The sequence below is a fragment of the Pseudomonas sp. NBRC 111140 genome, assembly GCF_001320885.1.
Classification (GTDB): Bacteria; Pseudomonadota; Gammaproteobacteria; order Pseudomonadales; family Pseudomonadaceae; genus Aquipseudomonas; species Aquipseudomonas putida_P.
In genome coordinates, this window is sequence record NZ_BCBQ01000031.1 from 25,841 (window position 1) to 40,528 (window position 14,688).

The 14,688-nt window shown below is 64.4% G+C and carries 13 protein-coding genes; 6 read left to right on the plus strand and 7 right to left on the minus strand.

Annotation, left to right across the window (positions count from 1 at the left end; genetic code table 11):
* Nucleotides 1-27: 27 nt before the first annotated feature.
* The 3 genes from purD (at nt 28) to APH42_RS12525 (ending at nt 4,916) form a co-directional block, all read left to right on the plus strand.
* Nucleotides 28-1,323: a phosphoribosylamine--glycine ligase gene (gene purD, locus APH42_RS12515; RefSeq protein ID WP_012274392.1), complete on the plus strand. Its 1,296-nt coding sequence runs from the start codon at nt 28-30 to the stop codon at nt 1,321-1,323.
* A gap of 135 nt (nt 1,324-1,458) precedes the next feature.
* On the plus strand, nt 1,459-4,230 hold the full coding sequence (locus APH42_RS12520; protein ID WP_060493406.1) for a hybrid sensor histidine kinase/response regulator: 2,772 nt from the start codon (nt 1,459-1,461) through the stop codon (nt 4,228-4,230).
* 89 nt (nt 4,231-4,319) lie between these two features.
* On the plus strand, nt 4,320-4,916 hold the full coding sequence (locus APH42_RS12525; protein ID WP_012274394.1) for a MarC family protein: 597 nt from the start codon (nt 4,320-4,322) through the stop codon (nt 4,914-4,916).
* Here the strand turns inward: APH42_RS12525 and APH42_RS12530 are convergent.
* The 7 genes from APH42_RS12530 to cobG form a co-directional block, all read right to left on the minus strand.
* On the minus strand, nt 4,913-5,536 hold the full coding sequence (locus tag APH42_RS12530) for a hypothetical protein (protein WP_012274395.1): 624 nt from the start codon (nt 5,534-5,536) through the stop codon (nt 4,913-4,915). The genes APH42_RS12525 and APH42_RS12530 overlap by 4 nt on opposite strands.
* The gene (locus tag APH42_RS12535; protein WP_082421391.1) at nt 5,529-6,221 is read right to left on the minus strand and encodes a hypothetical protein; all 693 of its coding nucleotides are present in this window, start codon (nt 6,219-6,221) and stop codon (nt 5,529-5,531) included. Before APH42_RS12535 ends, APH42_RS12530 begins: the two co-directional genes overlap by 8 nt.
* 59 nt (nt 6,222-6,280) lie before the next feature.
* Nucleotides 6,281-6,961 (minus strand): hypothetical protein, encoded by a 681-nt coding sequence (locus APH42_RS12540; protein ID WP_060493407.1) that lies wholly within the window; start codon nt 6,959-6,961, stop codon nt 6,281-6,283.
* A gap of 93 nt (nt 6,962-7,054) precedes the next feature.
* The gene (gene cobJ / locus APH42_RS12545) at nt 7,055-8,752 is read right to left on the minus strand and encodes a precorrin-3B C(17)-methyltransferase (RefSeq protein ID WP_060493408.1); all 1,698 of its coding nucleotides are present in this window, start codon (nt 8,750-8,752) and stop codon (nt 7,055-7,057) included.
* Nucleotides 8,740-9,474, minus strand: coding sequence for a precorrin-2 C(20)-methyltransferase (locus tag APH42_RS12550; protein WP_171577229.1), 735 nt, complete (start codon nt 9,472-9,474; stop codon nt 8,740-8,742). Before APH42_RS12550 ends, cobJ begins: the two co-directional genes overlap by 13 nt.
* On the minus strand, nt 9,471-10,097 hold the full coding sequence (locus tag APH42_RS12555) for a precorrin-8X methylmutase (RefSeq protein ID WP_012274400.1): 627 nt from the start codon (nt 10,095-10,097) through the stop codon (nt 9,471-9,473). The genes APH42_RS12550 and APH42_RS12555 overlap by 4 nt, the downstream gene beginning before the upstream one ends.
* Entirely contained in the window at nt 10,090-11,421 is a 1,332-nt protein-coding gene (gene cobG, locus APH42_RS12560) for a precorrin-3B synthase (RefSeq protein ID WP_012274401.1), read from the minus strand. The genes APH42_RS12555 and cobG overlap by 8 nt, the downstream gene beginning before the upstream one ends.
* A gap of 145 nt (nt 11,422-11,566) precedes the next feature.
* Between cobG and APH42_RS12565 the strand changes: the two genes are divergently transcribed.
* Genes APH42_RS12565 through APH42_RS12575 form a run of 3 tightly spaced genes read left to right on the plus strand, consistent with a single transcriptional unit; the run spans nt 11,567 to nt 14,581 of the window.
* Complete coding sequence (locus APH42_RS12565) at nt 11,567-12,778, plus strand: bifunctional cobalt-precorrin-7 (C(5))-methyltransferase/cobalt-precorrin-6B (C(15))-methyltransferase (RefSeq protein WP_060493409.1); 1,212 nt, start codon at nt 11,567-11,569, stop codon at nt 12,776-12,778.
* Nucleotides 12,771-13,865, plus strand: coding sequence for a cobalt-precorrin-5B (C(1))-methyltransferase (locus APH42_RS12570; RefSeq protein WP_012274403.1), 1,095 nt, complete (start codon nt 12,771-12,773; stop codon nt 13,863-13,865). Before APH42_RS12565 ends, APH42_RS12570 begins: the two co-directional genes overlap by 8 nt.
* Nucleotides 13,862-14,581: a cobalt-precorrin-6A reductase gene (locus APH42_RS12575; protein WP_060493410.1), complete on the plus strand. Its 720-nt coding sequence runs from the start codon at nt 13,862-13,864 to the stop codon at nt 14,579-14,581. The genes APH42_RS12570 and APH42_RS12575 overlap by 4 nt, the downstream gene beginning before the upstream one ends.
* Nucleotides 14,582-14,688: the final 107 nt, after the last annotated feature.

Below are 14,688 nucleotides of genomic sequence, written 5' to 3' on the forward strand. Positions count from 1 at the left end.
GCGCCAAACAGAATTCGAGGTTTTGACATGAAAGTTTTGATCATCGGTAGCGGCGGCCGTGAGCACGCCCTGGCTTGGAAAGTCGCCCAGGACCCACGCGTCGAAAAAGTCTTCGTTGCCCCTGGCAACGCCGGCACCGCCATTGAAGCCAAGTGCGAGAACGTCGCCATCGACGTCTGCGCCCTGGAGCAACTGGCCGACTTCGCCGAGAAAAACGTCGACCTGACCATCGTCGGCCCGGAAGCACCACTGGTCATCGGTGTGGTCGACCTGTTCCGCAGCCGTGGCCTGGACTGCTTCGGCCCAACCAAGGGCGCGGCCCAGCTGGAAGGTTCCAAGGCCTTTACCAAGGACTTCCTGGCGCGTCACAAGATCCCGACCGCCGACTACCAGAACTTCACCGAAATCGAACCGGCCCTGGCCTACCTGCAGGAAAAAGGCGCGCCGATCGTGATCAAGGCCGACGGCCTGGCCGCGGGCAAGGGCGTGATCGTCGCCATGACCCTGGACGAAGCCGAAGCCGCCGTGCGTGACATGCTGGCTGGCAACGCCTTCGGTGAAGCCGGTTCGCGTGTGGTGATCGAAGAGTTCCTCGACGGCGAGGAAGCCAGCTTCATCGTCATGGTCGACGGCCACAACGTGCTGCCCATGGCCACCAGCCAGGACCACAAGCGCGTCGGCGACCAGGACACCGGCCCGAACACCGGCGGCATGGGTGCCTACTCCCCTGCCCCGGTGGTTACTGCCGACGTGCACCAGCGCGTGATGGACCAGGTGATCTGGCCAACCGTGCGCGGCATGGCCGAGGAAGGCAACGTCTACACTGGCTTCCTCTATGCCGGCCTGATGATCGACAAAGCGGGCAACCCCAAGGTCATCGAGTTCAACTGCCGCTTCGGCGACCCAGAGACCCAGCCAGTCATGCTGCGCCTGGAGTCGAGCCTGGTGTTGTTGATCGAAGCTGCCTTCGCCAAAGCGCTGGACAAGGTCGAAGCACAGTGGGACCCGCGCCCGAGCCTGGGCGTGGTCCTGGCCGCCGGCGGTTACCCAGGTGACTATGCCAAGGGCGACGTGATCAACGGTCTGGACGCTGCCGCGAAGATCGAAGGCAAGGTGTTCCATGCCGGTACCGCGCTCAAGGATGGCCAGGTGACCACCAACGGTGGGCGCGTGCTGTGTGCCACCGCCATGGGCAGTACTGTCGCCGACGCGCAGCAGCAGGCTTATCGCCTGGCCAAGGAAGTCAGCTGGAACGGCAGTTTCTACCGTACCGACATCGGCTATCGGGCCATCGCCCGCGAGCGCGGTGAGCACCAGCAGTAAGAAACACCGGAATGCCGCAGCACTTTCAGGCTGTGGCATCCGGCTCGTCGACAGGGCCCGGCATGGGCCTTGCCTTCGACTTGGCGCGCCGCGCATAGTTAGTACCCGGCACATCGGCTAAGAAGGGATTTCGTAGTGCGTCGGCTTCGGATTGCCTCAGCTCTGATCGTCAGCTTGCTGACCCTGCTCTTCATGCTTCCGGCTGCGGCCGAACATGACGGAGGCTGGACCGTACTGCTTGACGAACAGGCCAACCTGCAACTGAGCGATGTGCGCTCCGAGCGCTACCGCAACCAGTTCAGCCCCCTGGTCCTCGCCGAGCTGGATGCTGCCCCAGCAGAACAGGCCCTGTGGCTGCACTATCGCCTGCAACCAGGCGACCAGGAACAACTGCTGCGGGTATTCGCCCCAGACCTGTCTGGCCTGGACCTCTACGCCCTGGAAGGCGACCAACTTCTGCGTCAGCTGCACCACGGGCGGCAGGCAGGCAATGCCAGCCCTACCCTGCGCGGCAGCGACCATGTACTGCCCCTGCCCAACAGCAAGCAGCCGCTGGACATCTACCTGCGCCTGGTTTCCGAGCACCAGCTGCGCCCGGCCATCAGCCTGGAGCCGGCGGCCGAGGCCGCGTCGGACCAACGCCAGCCGCTGCTGTTCGGCATGCTGTTCGGCGGCCTGGTGATGCTGATCATGCACAACCTGATCCGCTTCCTTTACAGCCGCTCCAGCACCACCCTGATCCTGGCGCTGTACCACGGCCTTATGCTGCTCAGCGGCCTGATCCTGCTGAACCTCAGCGGCCCCTGGTGGCATGTGTGGCACAGTGCACAAACGCCTGCTGCCTACCTGACGCTGGTCCTGGCTGGCCTGTCCGGGCTGTATTTCACCCAGCATTTCTTCTCGCCATGCAACTCGCCACGGCTTAACCGCTTGCTGCAGGGTGAAATGTTGATTGTCGGGGTCAGCGGCCTGGTGTTGCTGTTCGTCGATACGCTGCCCCTCAACCTGATGACCTACGCCCTGATGGCGCTGGGCAGTGTGAGCATGCTGCTGGTCAGCAGCTATCACTGGTACAAAGGCTATGCACCCGGTCGCCTGTTCAGCCTGGCCATGGTGGTGTTCAACCTCGGTGGCCTGGTGCTGCTGCCAGCCCTGCTGGGCCTGACCCGCACCTCGACGCCCTGGCTGTTGTGTATCCTGCTGGGCCTGACCGTGGTCAGCGGCCTGCTGCTCAACCTGGCCGTCAGTGAACGCCTGCGGCGCATGAGCGAGGAGCGTTTCAGCGCCAGCCGCGCGCTGGCCGCCAGCGACGCCGAAATCAATGCCAAGGCCGAGTTCCTGGCCAAGATCAGCCACGAAATCCGCACCCCCATGAACGGTGTGCTGGGCATGACCGAGCTGTTGCTGGGCACACCGCTGTCGGTCAAGCAGCGCGACTACGTGCAGACCATCCACAGCGCCGGCAACGAGTTGCTCACGCTGATCAACGAAATTCTCGATATTTCCAAACTGGAATCCCGGCAGATCGAGCTGGATGACGTGCAGTTCGATCTCAACGCGCTGATCGAGGATTGCCTGAACATCTTCCGCGCCAAGGCCGAGCAACAAAACATCGAACTGATCAGCTTCACCCAGCCGCAAGTACCACGGGTCATCAGCGGTGACCCGACGCGGCTGCGCCAGGCCTTGTCGAGCCTGCTGGAAAACGCCCTGAAAAACACCGACCAGGGTGAAATTCTGCTGGTGGTGGCACTGGATCAACGCGGCGAGCTGCCACGCCTGCGCATTGCCGTGCAGGACAGCGGCGAGCCGCTGCCCGCCGCCGACCGCGACGCTTTGCTGCAAGCCGAACTGCACAGCCACCACTTCCTGTCCAGCAACAAGCTGGGCGGGCATCTGGGCCTGGTCATCGCCAAGCAACTGATCGGCCTGATGCAGGGCGAGTTCGGCATCAAGAGCAGCACTGGCATGGGCAACACCCTGTGGCTGACCTTGCCGCTGGACCCTTCGCGCCTGGAACAGCCGCCCGCCGACCTCGACAGCCCGCTGCGCGATGCCCGCGTGCTGGTGGTGGACGACAACGACACCTGCCGCAAGGTACTGGTCCAGCAGTGCAGCGCCTGGGGCATGAACGTCAGCGCGGTGCCGTCTGGCAAGGAAGCCCTGGCCCTGCTGCGCACCAAGGCGCACCTGCGCGACTACTTCGACGCCGTACTGCTGGACCAGAACATGCCCGGCATGACCGGCATGCAACTGGCCGCCAAGATCAAGGAAGACCCAAGCCTGAACCACGACATCCTGGTGGTGATGCTCACCGGCATCAGCAATGCGCCGAGCAAGGTCATCGCGCGCAACGCTGGGGTCAAGCGGATCCTTGCCAAACCAGTGGCCGGCTACACGCTGAAGACCACCCTAGCCGAGGAACTGGCCCAGCGCGGCCGCGAGCAGGCAGTGCCTGCCAGCCTGCCTGGCATCCCGCAGGCGCTGGACCTGCCTGGCGACTTCCGCGTGCTGGTCGCCGAAGACAACAGCATTTCCACCAAGGTTATCCGCGGTATGCTCGGCAAACTCAACCTTGAACCCGACACTGCCTGCAATGGCGAAGAAGCCTTGCAGGCGATGAAAGCGCAGCACTATGACCTGGTGTTGATGGACTGCGAAATGCCGGTGCTGGACGGCTTCTCGGCCACCCAGCAGCTGCGGGCCTGGGAAACGGCCAACCAGCGCCAACGCACACCGGTGGTGGCGCTGACCGCGCACATTCTTGCCGAGCACAAGGAACGCGCGCGGCTGGCGGGCATGGACGGCCACATGGCCAAACCGGTGGAATTGTCGCAGTTACGCGAGCTGATCCAGTACTGGGCCAACCAGCGCGAAGCCAAGGCAGACCCGGCGCATACTTCCTAGGCTACGCTGTCGCACAGAGAACAGTATTCGAAAGCCCGATACGGCCCCTGCGGGAGCGCAAGCTTCAGATTGCCCAAGGAATAGTGCTCATGCTCCATGAGTTGTTCAGCGTCTACCTGAAAATGCTCGTGCTCTACAGCCCGTTCTTCGTGCTGTCGTGCTTCATCAGCCTGACCCGCGGCCACTCCAGCAAGGAGCGCAAGCAACTGGCCTGGAAGGTCGCCTTCGCAGCCTTGGTCGCCAGCGTGCTGCTGTACCTGTTCGGGCGGGTGATCTTCGGCATTTTCGGCATCACCGCCGACGCCTTCCGCATCGGGGCCGGTAGCGTGCTGTTCATTTCTGCCTTGGGTATGGCCCAGGGCAAGCCGGCGGTGCAGGCCGACAACGTGCAGCAGGATGTGACCATCGTGCCGCTGACCATTCCACTGACCGTCGGCCCTGGCACCATCGGCGCCCTGCTGGTCATGGGCGTGGGCCAGCCGCATTGGGATGACAAATTGCTGGCCATCGTCAGCATCGCGCTGGCCAGCTTTACCGTCGGCCTGGTGCTGTACTTGTCACACGGCATCGAACGCATCCTTGGCGACCAAGGGCTGCAGATCGTCAGCCGGCTGATGGGGTTGTTCGTCTGCGCCTTGGCTGCGCAAATCATCTTCACCGGCATCAAGGGCTACCTGGTGCCCTAAAGGGCGTAATCCAGAATGCGTTGCAAAGAGACCTGAACGACACGTTCCTGCACTTTTGGCAAAAAGCTGTGCTCGAACGCCAGCATGTTGAAACGTATCAACTCCGCACGCACATTCCGATGGCTGCGCCTATGGCTGATGAAGCCTGCACGGAAGGCCGAACGCACATCCGCTTCATGGTAAAGCACCATGTCCACCCGGTTGGCACCGGCCGGAGCGCAAGGCAGCAGCTGGAAATGCTGGCGTTCGTAGGCGCACCGCTCAAGCGACTGCAGCACCGACGGGTTGGCCAACAGCTTGCGCATGGAAATGCCGATCGCCGAGGCAAAGTGCTCGCCAGCCGTTGCCGCAATGGTTTCCAGCACCTGGTCGGCCTGACGGGCGCGCTGTCCATCCGGCCAATGAACCTGCTCGGCAGACACTGCATCCCAGCCCATATATTTGAGCTGGTTGCGGTAGTAGGCAAACCAGTCCTCGATCAACCCTTCTCGAAACGCCGTCTCGGTAGCACGTTCGGCCATTGCCAGGGCCAGTTTCACCTTGTTTTGCAAAGCGGCCGGAATACCTGGCAAGAACGAAACGATGCCCGCGCCGATCACGGCAGACGTGGCGTCACTCATGATGTGCTCCCGTTATCGGCGCATAAGGGTCAAACCGGTAAGCGCCTTGTGCATCCTTGGTTTTCATCAACGCCTGCAGTTCATCGCGCTGGCGTTGGAACCGACTGTTATCCAATGCCAGGGAAACGCCGTTGAACTCTGCCTCTCCTTGAAGCACCTGTTCACTCAGCCAAGTGCCCAGCGGGATATTCGAAATCGACTTGCCGACCTGCATCGAGATGCTGCACAGATCCAGCACCGGCCCTGCCTTGAGCACGCCCAGCTCGATCACAAGCTTCGCCCCCTGCGTCTGCTCCTGCGTGCTGTACTTCAGCAAGTGGCCAAAACCTTCCAGTGATCGGCTCAAACCCGTTTTCACCGCTGCCAGCACGGCCTCGTGACGGATAGAGCGCATTCTCAGCCATGCCTCAAGTGGCTGCACCGGCGCGGTGCGCAAGGGTTGCCCCAAGTGCTTGAAGTCGTGGGTACTGGCCAGTTTGATCCAGCCAAGTTGGCGGTACGCATCCCTGTAGGCGGCGTACCAGTGCTCGTAGTCATCAAAGCGTGGTCCGGCATTCTTGTTGGCCAGCAACTGTGCGTAAAGAATCGAGTCGAACGCGGCCTGGCGTTGCTCCTCGGTGGCGCCTGTGGAATACAGCAATGCCGTTCCACCAATCAACATCAGCTGCTCAACTGAACTATTCATGGTCTTGTCTCATTGCAAACAAGCGAACAAGGCGGCGTTGGTGCAACGCCGCCGCGCTATCAGATGTCGTATTGGAGTACGTTCTCGACGCTGCGCACGCCGAGTTTGTTTTCCACGGTTTCGCGCACTTTGTTGTACACGAAGTTGTTGAGCGTGAGCACCGCGGTGCCGGCGTAGTAGTGGGTCTTGTCCAGCTTCCACTGGATGCCCAGCACGTCATCGTCCAGTGTCGGGGCAGATGCCTGGATGCAGCTCACGACCATGACCACATCGTTGTTCTCTGTTTCGATGCAGGCAGCCAGGCCAACCATGCCCCTGGATTTGTTCTTGCGTTTGTGGTCGAGCACCTTGACGTCGTTTTCGACGGTGGTCATTTTATCGAAGGCCATCTTGGCCAGAGCACCCAGCTTGGTGCCCCCCAGCAGTGCGTTGCCAGCAACACCGATCGCCCGGACGGCAACGGCGCCTACGGTGACAGACAGCTCCGCCGACGTTTCCAGCTCGAAGGTGCGTCGAGGGATGGTAAAGCCAAGATCACGCATCACATCGATGAATTTGTCGTACCACTCCCGGCTCTGCTTTTCGGCATCGAACGCTTTGTCAGCCACTAATGTGGCGAAGTGGAAGGCGTTCTTGACGTCGTGACGGCTTTTCGCAGACATACCTGCGCCGCAGGCCAGCAGGTTGCCTTCGACCAGGATGGCGGTGTTGTTGGTGGTGACTTGTGTTTCATCGGACATGTAGAAACTCCTTGATGGTTGCCCCTTGAGTCAGGGGCAATCACCTTATCCAGCCCGCTGGCGATTCAGCGCGCTGAAGAGTTTCCGACGCAACTAGTTGGTGGTGGGGTACCAACGCGGGGTGTAGGCCCATACCCCGCCCGACAGACGAGGGAATACGCAGGTTGTAGAGGAGCCGACCAACACCATGGTGCGCATATCGACCATTTCTGGCTGCAGCTCGGCCAAGGTGACTACCTTCAGCGTCTGCCCCGGCCTACCGATGTCACGACCAAGGACTACAGGCGTGCTCCCGTCGCGGTGCCGACGCACCACCTCCAGCGCCACCCCTAGCTGGTGCGGCCTGGCTTTGGAGATCGGGTTGTAGAACGCCAGCACCAGGTCGGCCTGAGCCGCCAGGTCCAGGCGCTTTTCGATGATCGACCAGGGCTTGAGGTTGTCCGACAGCGACATCACGCAGAAGTCATGCCCCAGCGGTGCTCCCGCCTGGGCGGCGGTTGCCAGCGAGGCCGACACCCCTGGCAGAATCTCAAGGTCCACGCGGTGCCAGGCGGGGTCGCTGGACTCATGCAACGCTTCAAGCACCGCAGCGGCCATGGCGAACACGCCCGGGTCACCCGACGAAACCACCACCACCGAACGGCCCTGGGCCGCCAGCTCGAAGGCATGCCGGGCGCGCTGCATCTCTTCACGGTTGTCGGTGCAGTGCAGGATCTGGTCATCACGGAACGGCCCGGCCATGCGCACGTAGGTTTCGTAGCCGAGCACATCCTCAGCCTGTGCCAGTTCGGCCTTGACCACCGGCACCATCAATTGCGCCGCACCTGGACCAAGGCCGATAACCGCCAGACGACCGCGACGGCGGCCGATTTGTGCTACATCGACCGGCGCAGGCGCCACCGCGATGACTACATCCCCATGCGTTATCAACTCGGCATTGGGCAATGCCGCAGCAACCATGCTGGCCACGTCGCCTGGGTTGCTGGCAAAGCGCAAGGCGACACCCAAGGTCTGCGCAGCCTCGTGCAAGGCACTGTCGGCCATGGCGCGCTCGTCCGCCAGCACGCAGGCTACCGATGGCTCGGCGATGCCGGCCTGCTGCAATGCCGCACGCATGCTGTGCAGGTTGCCACCGGCAACCCCCACGACCACCGAGCGCGGGTGGATCAGCAGTTCGTCGCGGTTGGCCGGGCGCACCTGATGCCCCACATGGATGGTGCGCTGCGCCGCTTCGCTGGCGGGCAACTGCACCTGCTGCAACCACGGGGCGTCACCCTCGATGCGCACCGACTCACCTGCCAGCAAATCGGAAACGAAACGCTTGCCTTGCTCGATGTCCGCCAGTGCGTAACCTTGCGGCGGGTTCAACAGGCAAGTGCCGAAGCGCAGCTCACCACTGGTGGTAATGGCGGCGGCAACGCCCAGCGCTTCTGCGATTTCGCGCGCCATCAGGTTGACCCCACCGAGGCCACCGAGCAACGGCACTACCGCGCTGCCATCCTCGGCCACGGCCAGTACCGGCGGCTCGCTGCCCTTCTCGCTAAGCACGCTGGCCAGGCTGCGAATGACGATACCGGCAGCACACAGGGCAATGATCGGCATGTCCTGCTGGTACAGCCCGCGCAGGGTATCGCCGAACGCGGTGTACGACTGGTCTGCCCCCTCGACACGCCCCTGCAGGCCATGGATTGTGGCCTGTGGGTAGCACTGCTGGATTCGCTGCGCGGTGGCCAGGCTACCCGGGCCAAGGATGACGATTGCCGGTGCCTTGTGCATGTTCAACCCTGCCATTTTTCCCCCGGCACGATGATCAGCGAGAAGTACGGCGACGACTGCGGGTCGACCTGGTCCAGCGGCACGATCTTCTGGTTGGCCATGGTCGCCCGCTCCACATACAGCGCACGCCCGTCCAGGCCCAGTTCGGCCAGCACTTCGCGCACCTTGGGGAAATTGCGCCCAAGCTTCATGATCACCGCTGCATCGGCATCGGCCAGGCGGCGCTTGAGCTCTTCGGCGGGCAACACACCAGACAATACCGACAGGCTCTGGTTGCGGTACACCAGCGGCGCGCCCAGTACCGAAGCACCACCAAGCATCGAGCAGACACCGGGGATCACTTCGGCCTCATAGCGCTGCGCCAGGCGGTCATGCAGGTACATGTAGGAGCCGTAGAAGAACGGGTCACCTTCGCAGATCACCGCCACGTCGCGGCCGGCATCCAGGTGCTCGGCCACTTGCACGCTGGCTTCGTCGTAGAAGTCGCTGATCACCTGCTCATAGGACAGCGGCGCCGGCAGGGCTTCGGTGGTTACCGGGTAGACCAGCGGCAGCAGGGTCTGCTCGGGCTGCAGGTGTGCTTCGATGATCCCAAAAGCGTTACCACGCTTGCCCTTGGCCACGAAGTAACCGACCACCGGCGCCTCGCGCAGCAGGCGCAAGGCCTTGAGGGTAATCAGTTCCGGGTCGCCAGGGCCCACGCCCAGGCCCAGCAGTCGTCCACGCGGCAGCATCATTCCACCTCCGTGGCCAGGGCGTTGACCGCGGCGGCAGCCATCGCGCTACCGCCCAGGCGGCCTTGCATGATCACGAACGGCACGCCGCGGCTGTCAGCGGCGAGCATGGCCTTGGACTCGGCAGCACCGACGAAACCGACCGGAAAGCCGAGGATCAGCGCAGGCTTGGGTGCGCCAGCATCGAGCATTTCCAATAGGTAGAACAGGGCGGTGGGGGCGTTGCCGATCACCACCACGCTGCCTTCCAGGTACGGCCGCCACAGCTCCAGGGCCACGGCGGAACGGGTGTTGCCGGCGTCTTTGGCCAAGCCCGGCACGCTGGGGTCGCGCAGGGTGCAAATGACTTTGTTGTCTGCTGGCAGCCGGGCCCGGGTAATGCCTTCGGCCACCATGTGCGCATCGCACAGGATCGGCGCGCCGTTGAGCAGCGCCTCTCGCCCGGCCCGTCCGGCACCTTCGGAAAACTGCAGGCCATCGATGGCGTCGACCATGCCGCAGGCGTGGATCACGCGCACGGCGAGCTTTTCCAGGTCGGCGGGGATCCGCTCAAGCTTGGCTTCCTCTCGGATGATCCGAAAGGAATTGCGATAGATCTCCTGACCATCGCGGATGTAGTCAATCATCAAGGTGCTCCGTCGGCAGGTCGAGCATGGCGCCTGCTTCATTCAAGGTAAGGTCGGTGGCGCGCAGGGCACCGAAGCCCGGCTGGCGCGCATCACGCAGGTACAGGTCGTAACGGCCCGGCGAACGGGCCAGCAGCGTGGCCGGGGCAACATGGGCCACGGCGCAGGAACGAGGGCAACCGGACAGGTGCACGCTGGCGGGCACGCCAGGGCCCAGCAGCGCGGCCAAGGCAACGGCGTCGGCCTTGGTCTCGCCAAGGGCCTTGGCGCAGCCGCTGGCACCGGTGCAGGCGCTGATGCGCGCCAGGGGTTCGTGGTCATGGCACAGCAAACCCAGCGCAGACAGTTCGGCTTGGGCTTGGTCGATGTGTTGTGCTTGCAGGTTGGTCAGCACCAGGCTTTGCCAGGGGCTCAGACGCAGGCTGCCATCGCCCAGTTCGCGGGCAATGCGCGCGGCACCACGCAGCATGGCGGGGGTCAGGCGGCCTTGCGGCGGGGCCACGCCAAGGGCAACACCGTGCGTCTGGGGCAGCGTGCCCAACCACGAGGCGCGGTGCTCTTCACGGCGCCATCCGAGCACGGCGGCATCACGGCGGATATCCAGGCCCAGCCCGTCGACGAAATCAGTTGCCGAGTGCACTTCAAGCAACTGGCGCATGCGCGACTGCGTCGGGGTTGCCAGGTCGAGGAAGCGTTCCAGCACTGCGCGCACCAGCGCCAGGCCCTGCGCCAGCGGCACCGCGCCGAGCACTTTGCCGTCCGCCGGGCAGCCCGCCAAACCAAACGCCAGCCAGGTCTGCTGCAGCAGGCGTAGGGGCGATAGCCACAAGTCATGGGGGTGCTCAAGCATGGCCAGGCGTTCGCCAGCATCCAGTTGCACGGCGAACTTGGCCGACAACTGGTGAAAGCGCGGGGTGCCTTCCAGCAGGTCGAGGATCTGCCCGGCCAGCGGCCGCGCGTCCAGCAGCATGGCCGGGTCATGCCCGGCCAGCGGGCTGAGCATCAGGTTGCGCACATCGTCACCGGCCGCCTCGCGCGGGCCCAGGCCGGCTGCGAGCAGGGTCTCGACCAAAGCACGATGCTCGCTGCCAATGCCGCGGATCTGCAGGTTGCCACGGTTGGTGGCCTCGATCACACCACCGGCAAAACGCTCAGCTGCCGCCGCTACCGCTTCGGCCTGCTCGGCCAGCAGCAGGCCGCCAGGCAGCTTGATGCGGCAGATGCCGCCATCACGGGCACTGACGATGCGCCACAACCCCGGGCAGGCCGAGGGGCGAGACGAAACGTTGGGGGCATGGGCCTGCGTCAAAGGGGTATCCGGCAATCTGTGAAAATGCGCTTGAGTGTAGAAGGCGCGGTATTATGCCTGCTTTGTCCGGCGGCATGAAAAGCCGGTGGTCGAGCACCGTTCGAGTTTTAGCTGAAATGTTGGGGCTGCCATGCAGCTCCAACATATTGAAGAGGTACACATGGCACCCTGGCTGACAGTAGTAGGCATCGGCGAAGACGGCTTCAGTGGCCTGGGCAAACAGGCCCGGCGTGCGCTGTTGGGCGCTGCGCGGATCTTCGGCAGCCCACGCCAGCTGGCCCTGCTACCGCGCTGCGTGCCCGGCGAGCGGCTGGGCTGGCCAAGCCCGTTTTCGCTGGCCCCGGTGCTGGCCCTGCGTGGCGAGCCCGTGTGCGTACTGGCCAGCGGCGACCCGATGTTCTACGGCGTCGGTGCCAGCCTTGCACGCCAGGTACCCGCCGATGAAATGCGCGTACTGTCGATGCCCACCTCTTGCGCACTGGCCGCCGCCCGCCTGGGCTGGCCGCTGCAGGATGTGCAGGTGGTGTCTCTGGTAGCCCGCCCCCTGGCGGCGCTCAATGCTCACCTGCACAGCGGCGTACGTTTGCTGGTGCTGAGCAACGACGGCGACAGCCCGGCGGCCATTGCCACGCTGCTGCGCGAGCGTGGCTACGGGCCAAGCCGCCTGCGTGTGTTCGAACACCTGGGAGGCCCGCACGAACGTGTGTTGGCCGGCACCGCCCAAGACTGGCCACACGCCGATATCGCAGCGCTCAACCTGGTGGCCATCGAATGCCTGGCCACGCCCGAAGCGCCGCGTCTGCACCGGCTGGCCGGGCTGCCGGACAGCGCCTTCCGGCATGACGGCCAACTGACCAAACGCGATGTTCGCGCCATCACCCTGGCGCGCCTGGCGCCGCAGCCCGGTGAACTGCTGTGGGACGTGGGCGCGGGCTGCGGCTCGATCGGCATCGAATGGATGCGCGCCCACCCGGCCTGCCGCGCGCTGGCCATCGAGGCCGACGAAGGCCGCCAAGGCTTCATCGAACATAACCGCGATGCATTGGGTGTACCCGGCCTGCAGCTGGTGCGCGGCAAGGCCCCAGCGGCACTGCAAGGCCTGGAACGCCCGGATGCGATCTTCATCGGCGGCGGCGTCACCCGCGAGGGTGTGCTCGACCTGTGCTGGGCCAGCCTGCGCCCCGGTGGACGGCTGGTAGCCAACGCGGTAACCCTGCAAAGCGAACTGGCCCTGGCGTCTTTTCGCGAGCAGCACGGTGGTGAGCTGACCCGCATCCATGTCGCCCACGCCCAGCCCTTGGGTGCGTTCGACACCTGGCGCCAGGCGCTGCCGATCACCCTGCTGGATGTGGTGAAGCCCGCCGATGCGTGAAGAGACCCGCGAACAGCCCGCGCCCCTGCGCAGCGGCCTGACCACCGGCAGCTGCGCCACCGCCACCAGCCTGGCGGCCGCTCGCTTGCTGCTGAGCGGCGAAACCAGCGATGCCGTCAGCATTACCTTGCCCAAGGGCAAGGTGGTGCAGATGCGCCTGGAGTTCTGCCGATTAGCCGGCGAAAGCGCCGAAGCCGGCACACTCAAGGACGCTGGCGACGACCCGGACGTGACCCACGGCGCCCTGCTCTACAGCCAGGTGCGCTTGCTGGACGAGCCAAGCATCCGCTTTGTCGCCGGCAGCGGTGTCGGCACCGTGACCCGGCCGGGGCTGGTGCTTGCGGTGGGTGAGCCGGCCATCAACCCGGTGCCGCGCCGCATGATCAGCGAGCACCTGCAACGCCTGGCCGACGAATGCGGCTACTTCGGCGGCTTCGAGGTCACGGTCAACGTGCAGGGCGGCGAACAGCTGGCACTCAAGACCATGAACCCGCGCCTGGGCATCCTCGGCGGGCTGTCGATCCTCGGCACCAGCGGCATCGTGCGGCCGTTCTCCTGTGCGGCCTATATCGCCTCGATCCACCAAGGTATCGACGTGGCCCACACCAACGGCTACACGCATATCGCCGCCTGCACTGGCAACGCCAGCGAAGACACCATGCGCCGGGTCTACGGCCTGCCGGAAATCGCCCTGATCGAAATGGGCGACTTTGTCGGCGCGGTGCTCAAGCACCTGCGCAAAGTGCCGGTGCCGCGCCTGACCCTGTGTGGTGGTTTTGGCAAGATCAGCAAACTGGCCGCCGGGCACATGGACCTGCACAGCCGCCATTCCAGCATCGATCTGCCGCAACTGGCGGGCTGGGCTGCAGACATTGGTGCTGACGCAGCGCTGCAGGCCGCCATCATCGGCGCCAACACTAGCCAGCAAGCGCTCGCGCTGGCGCATGCGGCCGGCATTGCCCTCGGGGACGCGGTATGCGCCCACGCCCTGGCGTTCGCCCGCAGCGTGGTGCCGGCGCAGGTGCAAGTGGAAGTGTTCGCCATCGACCGCCAAGGCGGTATCGTTGGCCGGGCAGGTGTGCAATGACCGCGCGCATCCTGCTGCTGGGCGGTGTCACTGAAGCCCTGGCCATCGCTCGTCGCCTCGGCCCGCAGCATGTCTACAGCCTGGCCGGTATCGGCCGCGTACCGCAGGACCTGCAATGCCAGGTACGGGTCGGCGGCTTTGGCGGCGCCGAGGGCTTGGCCAACTACCTGCGCGAGGCGGGTATCACCCTACTGGTCGATGCCACCCACCCCTACGCTGCACAGATCAGCCGCAATGCTGCCAGCGCTGCGCGTAGCGCCGGCGTCACGTGCTGGGCCTTGCGCCGCCCGGCCTGGCAAGCGCAAGCGGGGGACGACTGGCGTGAGGTCGAGGACTGGGCGGGGCTGAGCGAGGCACTCAAGCCGTTCCGCAGGCCTCTGTTCACGCTAGGCCGCGAGCCGTTGCAACACCTGGGCGAGATTCCGCCGGAGCAGTTCTGGACTTTGCGGGCGCTGGAAGCCTGCCCAGGCAATGAGCGCTGCGAAGTGATCGGTGCACGCGGGCCGTTCCATATCGAGGATGAACGGGCATTGTTCCTGCGTCGCAGCATCGATGTGCTGATCAGCAAGAACAGCGGCAGCGTAGCGACCGAGCCAAAGCTGGAGGTAGCACGGGAGTTGGGCGTACCGGTGTTGGTACTGAAGCGGCCAGCTTTGCCGGATGTGGACCGAGCATTCGAATCACCCTCAGACCTGGCTGCAGCGCTCGACCTGTAATCTCAAACTACGTACGGCGGCGGTCCTACAACCATTTCGGATCTTTCTGGCAACTTGTCAAATGGCGCTGCATCACTGTCCTCCCTTAAACTCAACACCCCTCCCCC

Excerpts from the sequence above, each read along its gene's own strand:
- purD (WP_012274392.1), top strand. The coding sequence starts at position 28 with ATGAAAGTTTTGATCATCGGTAGCGGCGGCCGTGAGCACGCCCTGGCT.
- APH42_RS12525 (WP_012274394.1), top strand. The coding sequence starts at position 4,320 with ATGCTCCATGAGTTGTTCAGCGTCTACCTGAAAATGCTCGTGCTCTAC.
- APH42_RS12530 (WP_012274395.1), bottom strand. The coding sequence starts at position 5,536 with ATGAGTGACGCCACGTCTGCCGTGATCGGCGCGGGCATCGTTTCGTTC.
- APH42_RS12535 (WP_082421391.1), bottom strand. The coding sequence starts at position 6,221 with ATGAATAGTTCAGTTGAGCAGCTGATGTTGATTGGTGGAACGGCATTG.
- APH42_RS12540 (WP_060493407.1), bottom strand. The coding sequence starts at position 6,961 with ATGTCCGATGAAACACAAGTCACCACCAACAACACCGCCATCCTGGTC.
- cobJ (WP_060493408.1), bottom strand. The coding sequence starts at position 8,752 with ATGGCAGGGTTGAACATGCACAAGGCACCGGCAATCGTCATCCTTGGC.
- APH42_RS12550 (WP_171577229.1), bottom strand. The coding sequence starts at position 9,474 with ATGATGCTGCCGCGTGGACGACTGCTGGGCCTGGGCGTGGGCCCTGGC.
- APH42_RS12555 (WP_012274400.1), bottom strand. The coding sequence starts at position 10,097 with ATGATTGACTACATCCGCGATGGTCAGGAGATCTATCGCAATTCCTTT.
- APH42_RS12565 (WP_060493409.1), top strand. The coding sequence starts at position 11,567 with ATGGCACCCTGGCTGACAGTAGTAGGCATCGGCGAAGACGGCTTCAGT.
- APH42_RS12570 (WP_012274403.1), top strand. The coding sequence starts at position 12,771 with ATGCGTGAAGAGACCCGCGAACAGCCCGCGCCCCTGCGCAGCGGCCTG.
- APH42_RS12575 (WP_060493410.1), top strand. The coding sequence starts at position 13,862 with ATGACCGCGCGCATCCTGCTGCTGGGCGGTGTCACTGAAGCCCTGGCC.